This window comes from Kitasatospora sp. NPDC057512, from assembly GCF_042802135.1.
Lineage (GTDB): Bacteria > Actinomycetota > Actinomycetes > Streptomycetales > Streptomycetaceae > Kitasatospora.
The window spans coordinates 1-3,338 of record NZ_JBHVET010000841.1; the positions used below are offsets into that span (position 1 = coordinate 1).

Annotated in this window: 3 protein-coding genes and 1 pseudogene; 2 read left to right on the forward strand and 2 right to left on the reverse strand. The window is 74.3% G+C overall.

The features are described 5' to 3' along the window. Positions 1-86 precede the first annotated feature (86 nt). Positions 87-785: a ribonuclease HII gene (locus ACFU6K_RS34585; RefSeq protein ID WP_380669902.1), complete on the forward strand. Its 699-nt coding sequence runs from the start codon at positions 87-89 to the stop codon at positions 783-785. Positions 786-886: 101 nt separating this feature from the next. Next, entirely contained in the window at positions 887-1,540 is a 654-nt protein-coding gene (locus tag ACFU6K_RS34590) for a hypothetical protein (protein ID WP_380669904.1), read from the forward strand. A 163-nt stretch (positions 1,541-1,703) separates the two neighbouring features. On the opposite strand, the gene ACFU6K_RS34595 is transcribed toward ACFU6K_RS34590, so the two are convergent. Together ACFU6K_RS34595 and ACFU6K_RS34600 are read right to left on the reverse strand one after the other, a co-directional pair. Continuing rightward, positions 1,704-2,408: a hypothetical protein gene (locus ACFU6K_RS34595; RefSeq protein WP_380669906.1), complete on the reverse strand. Its 705-nt coding sequence runs from the start codon at positions 2,406-2,408 to the stop codon at positions 1,704-1,706. A 378-nt stretch (positions 2,409-2,786) separates the two neighbouring features. Then, positions 2,787-3,338, reverse strand: a pseudogene (locus ACFU6K_RS34600) (recombinase RecQ); the annotation flags it as partial.

Here is a 3,338-nt window from a genome sequence, read left to right on the forward strand (position 1 = left end):
CCCTGGACCCGTCTCTCCCGGGGGGCGGATTCGGCGGTCGTGAGCGGGCTTAGGCTGGAGGCTGCCCCCGCTGAACGGATCACGCCATGCCCATCGTCCCCCCGACGCACTCCGTCGAACGCTCGCTCCGCCGGGCCGGCGCCAAGATCGTCGTCGGTCTCGACGAGGTCGGGCGCGGTGCCTGGGCCGGGCCGGTCACCGTGGGCGCGGCCGTCACCGGTCTGCGCAAGGCGCCGGAAGGGCTGACCGACTCCAAGCTGCTCACCGAGCTGCGCCGCCGCGCGCTCGCACCCGTCCTCGCCGACTGGGTCACCGCGTACGCGCTCGGGCAGGCCACCCCGCAGGAGTGCGACGAGCTCGGCATGACGGCGGCGCTGCGGTTGGCCGCCGTCCGCGCGCTGGAGGCGCTGCCGGTCGAACCCGACGCGGTGATCCTGGACGGCAAGCACGACTACCTCGGCGGACCCTGGCGGGTGCGCACGGTGATCAAGGGCGACCAGTCCTGCATCTGCGTCTCCGCCGCATCGGTGCTCGCCAAGGTCCACCGCGACGGCCTGATGGCCGAACTGGGCGACGGGTGCCCGGAGTACGGCTTCGCCGACAATGCCGGCTACCCGTCCCCGGTGCACCGCGCCGCGCTGGAGGAGTTCGGCCCCACCGAGCACCACCGGCTCTCCTGGGCGTACATGGACGGACTGCCGAAGTGGCGCCATCTCAAGCGTGTTCGGGAGGGTGCGGGCGACGGTCAGGGGTCCGCCGACGAACAGTTGACGCTCGGTTTCTGACGGTCCGTCTGGAATTGCCCCGGGAGGGGGCGACAGGAGGTCGGTGCCCAAGGGGTGGGGTGCCCGTGCGCGTCCGACCGGCATTTGATAGATATCCGGGTATGCCTGTCTTCCCCGAGGAGCCGGAGATTCACGAGAGCCTCCCGGGCCCCGGCGTTCCCTTCCCCCGCGAGTCGGACGCACAAGCCCCCGCCACCGCACCCACCACCGTCGTCGCCCCGGTTCCGGTGCCCGGACCCCGTCCGGCGCCCCCGCGCCCGGCCCCGCCGCGCGCCGCCCGTCCGGGCCCGCCGCAACTGATCCCCAAGCCCGGGCCGGCACCGCGCCGCCCGGCCTCCGCCGAACCGCGGGTGGAGGTCCAGCGGATCGCCGCCACCTCGGCACAGGCGGTTGAGCGCGCCGACGAAGCGGTCGACCTGCTGCTGGAGTCCGGCCGCAACCCGGGCGACATCCTGGTGCTGACGGTCGGCGAGGCGCACCCCTGGCAGCAGCACGAGCTGTCCTTCGGTGAGGAGCGCTACTGGGCGCAGCTCGCCGAGGGCGGGGACGTGTTCTACGCGGACGCCGCGCTGACCCGTCCGGTCCGTCGCGAGGTGGTCGTCCTGGTGGTCAACGGCGGACCGTCCGCCCGGGCCGCCGAGGCGTATGCCAAGGCTCTCGACCGCGCGACCGCGCTGCTGGTGGTCTGTGGCGACGCCGGCCCGGTCGCCAAGGGCGCGACCGGAGCCACGCCGGGCCGCCCTGTCAAGTCCTGACCGCAGCCGTCCACTCCGGGCCCGGCGCCGCCGTACGGTGCCGGGCCCGAGGTCCGTCCCGCGGCCCCCGGAAGGTGGCTGACGGCCGGTGCCAACGGCCGGTGTCGAAGGCCGATGGCGAAGGCCGGTGTTGACGGCCTGACGGCCGAGGGCTGCCGCGGACTCAGCGCGTGCCGGTGCGGCGGGTCGGTTCGGCCGCCGCGGCCCGCGTCGCGGCCCACGGGGGCTCGGACCGCGGGGAGCGCGCCGTGTCCTCGCCGCGCTTGGCCTGATCGGCCGCCAGCAGGCGGGTCCGCTGGCCGCGCGGGGCTTCCAGGGCCGAACGCGGCGGCAGTTCCGTCACGGTGTGCACCGGCCCCTCGGCCCAGGAGCCCGCGTGCGGCTTGCGTCCGCCCCGCCCGTCCCCGAGGACCTGCCAGCCCGCCGGGGTGAGTCCGATGTACGCCCCGCAGCGCAGTCCGTGCAGTACGGACGCGTCCCGCAGCGCCCACATCCAGGCGCCGTCCTGCTCCGTCCAGCCGGGTGCGCCGTCGCGGCAGCGCAGCAGTAAGGCCGTCCGGGTCGGCTCGGGCAGTCGCAGGTCGTGCGGGATGATCCGGCGCAGGTTCGCCAGCAGCGCGTTGCGGTGCTGCCATCCGTCGGTGTCGTGCGGCCAGGGGGTGAACGAGGCCGAGGCGGCGAGGTGGTGGAGCGCGTCCAGGACGGCGACCACGACGGTGCCCGGCTGGGGCAGGTGGCGCTGGTGCAGTTCCACGACGAACTCGCGCGGGTCGCGCAGCAACGGGATCCCCGAGGCCGTCCAGGTCTCCAGGTCCAGCACCCGTCTGGGTTCCGGGCTCCCGGAGAAGGGATTCTGACCTCGGCCGATACCGTTGATCACGATCCTCCTTCCTGGCCCGTGGGCAGGCGGGTGCCTGGGTACGCCGAAGGGCGGGTCCAGCGGACCGGATTTCGGGTACCCCCCAATTCTCGGGGCATCGGGGGCGGAGCGGCAACGATGAAATGATGAACGCCATCCGATAGCCCATGGTCTGCCGGATATGTTCCACGGTCGCCAGAACGCCGTAGAGGCGCCTCCGAACCTTGATCCACAACGCCCGGAGGGCAGGGTGAGCCGTCATTGGCACGGTGGTCACTCCTTTCTCGCGCCGTTCGACCGGTGTGATCGAAATCGCTTCGCTTGATCCTTTCTGTTGGGCCATTCGAGTGAACAGGAGGGCTCCTTCGCCGGTTTTCCGGCGTCGGGTCAGCCCTGCACGGCCAGCACCAGCGGCAGCACCGCGCTCGCCCCCGCCCGGCGCAGCAGCCGGGCGGCCACGGTGACCGTCCACCCCGAGTCGACGAGGTCGTCCACCAGCAGCACCGGCCCGCCGGCGGCCGCCACCGCCTGCTCGACCTCCGGTGGCAGGACCAGCGCGCCGGCCAGCGAGTGCAGCCGCTGGGCGCTGTTGCTGCGGGCGCCGTGCGGGGGCAGTCCGCCGGCGTACTCGATCCGGCCGAGCAGCGGCAGCCGCCCGATCTCGGCGATCCGCGCGCCCAGGCTGCCGACCAGTCGGGGCCTGGCCGAGGAGGCCATCGTCACCACGCCGACCGGCCGGTCCAGCCGGGCTCCCTCCGTCGTCGCCGGCCCGGCCCAGCCGCCCGGACCGCGGGCCCAGTCGGCGAGCACCGCGACCAGGGCGTCCACCGCCTCGCCGGGCACCGGCACGTCCGGCGCCTGCTCGGCGAGCAGGGCGCGCAGCCGGTTGCCCCAGCCGATGTCGGACAGCCGGCCGAGCGCCCGGCCGGTCTCCGCCTG

Bases quoted from the DNA above. Each gene is read 5' to 3' on its own strand.
- ACFU6K_RS34585 (WP_380669902.1), top strand. From the start codon at position 87: ATGCCCATCGTCCCCCCGACGCACTCCGTCGAACGCTCGCTCCGCCGG.
- ACFU6K_RS34590 (WP_380669904.1), top strand. From the start codon at position 887: ATGCCTGTCTTCCCCGAGGAGCCGGAGATTCACGAGAGCCTCCCGGGC.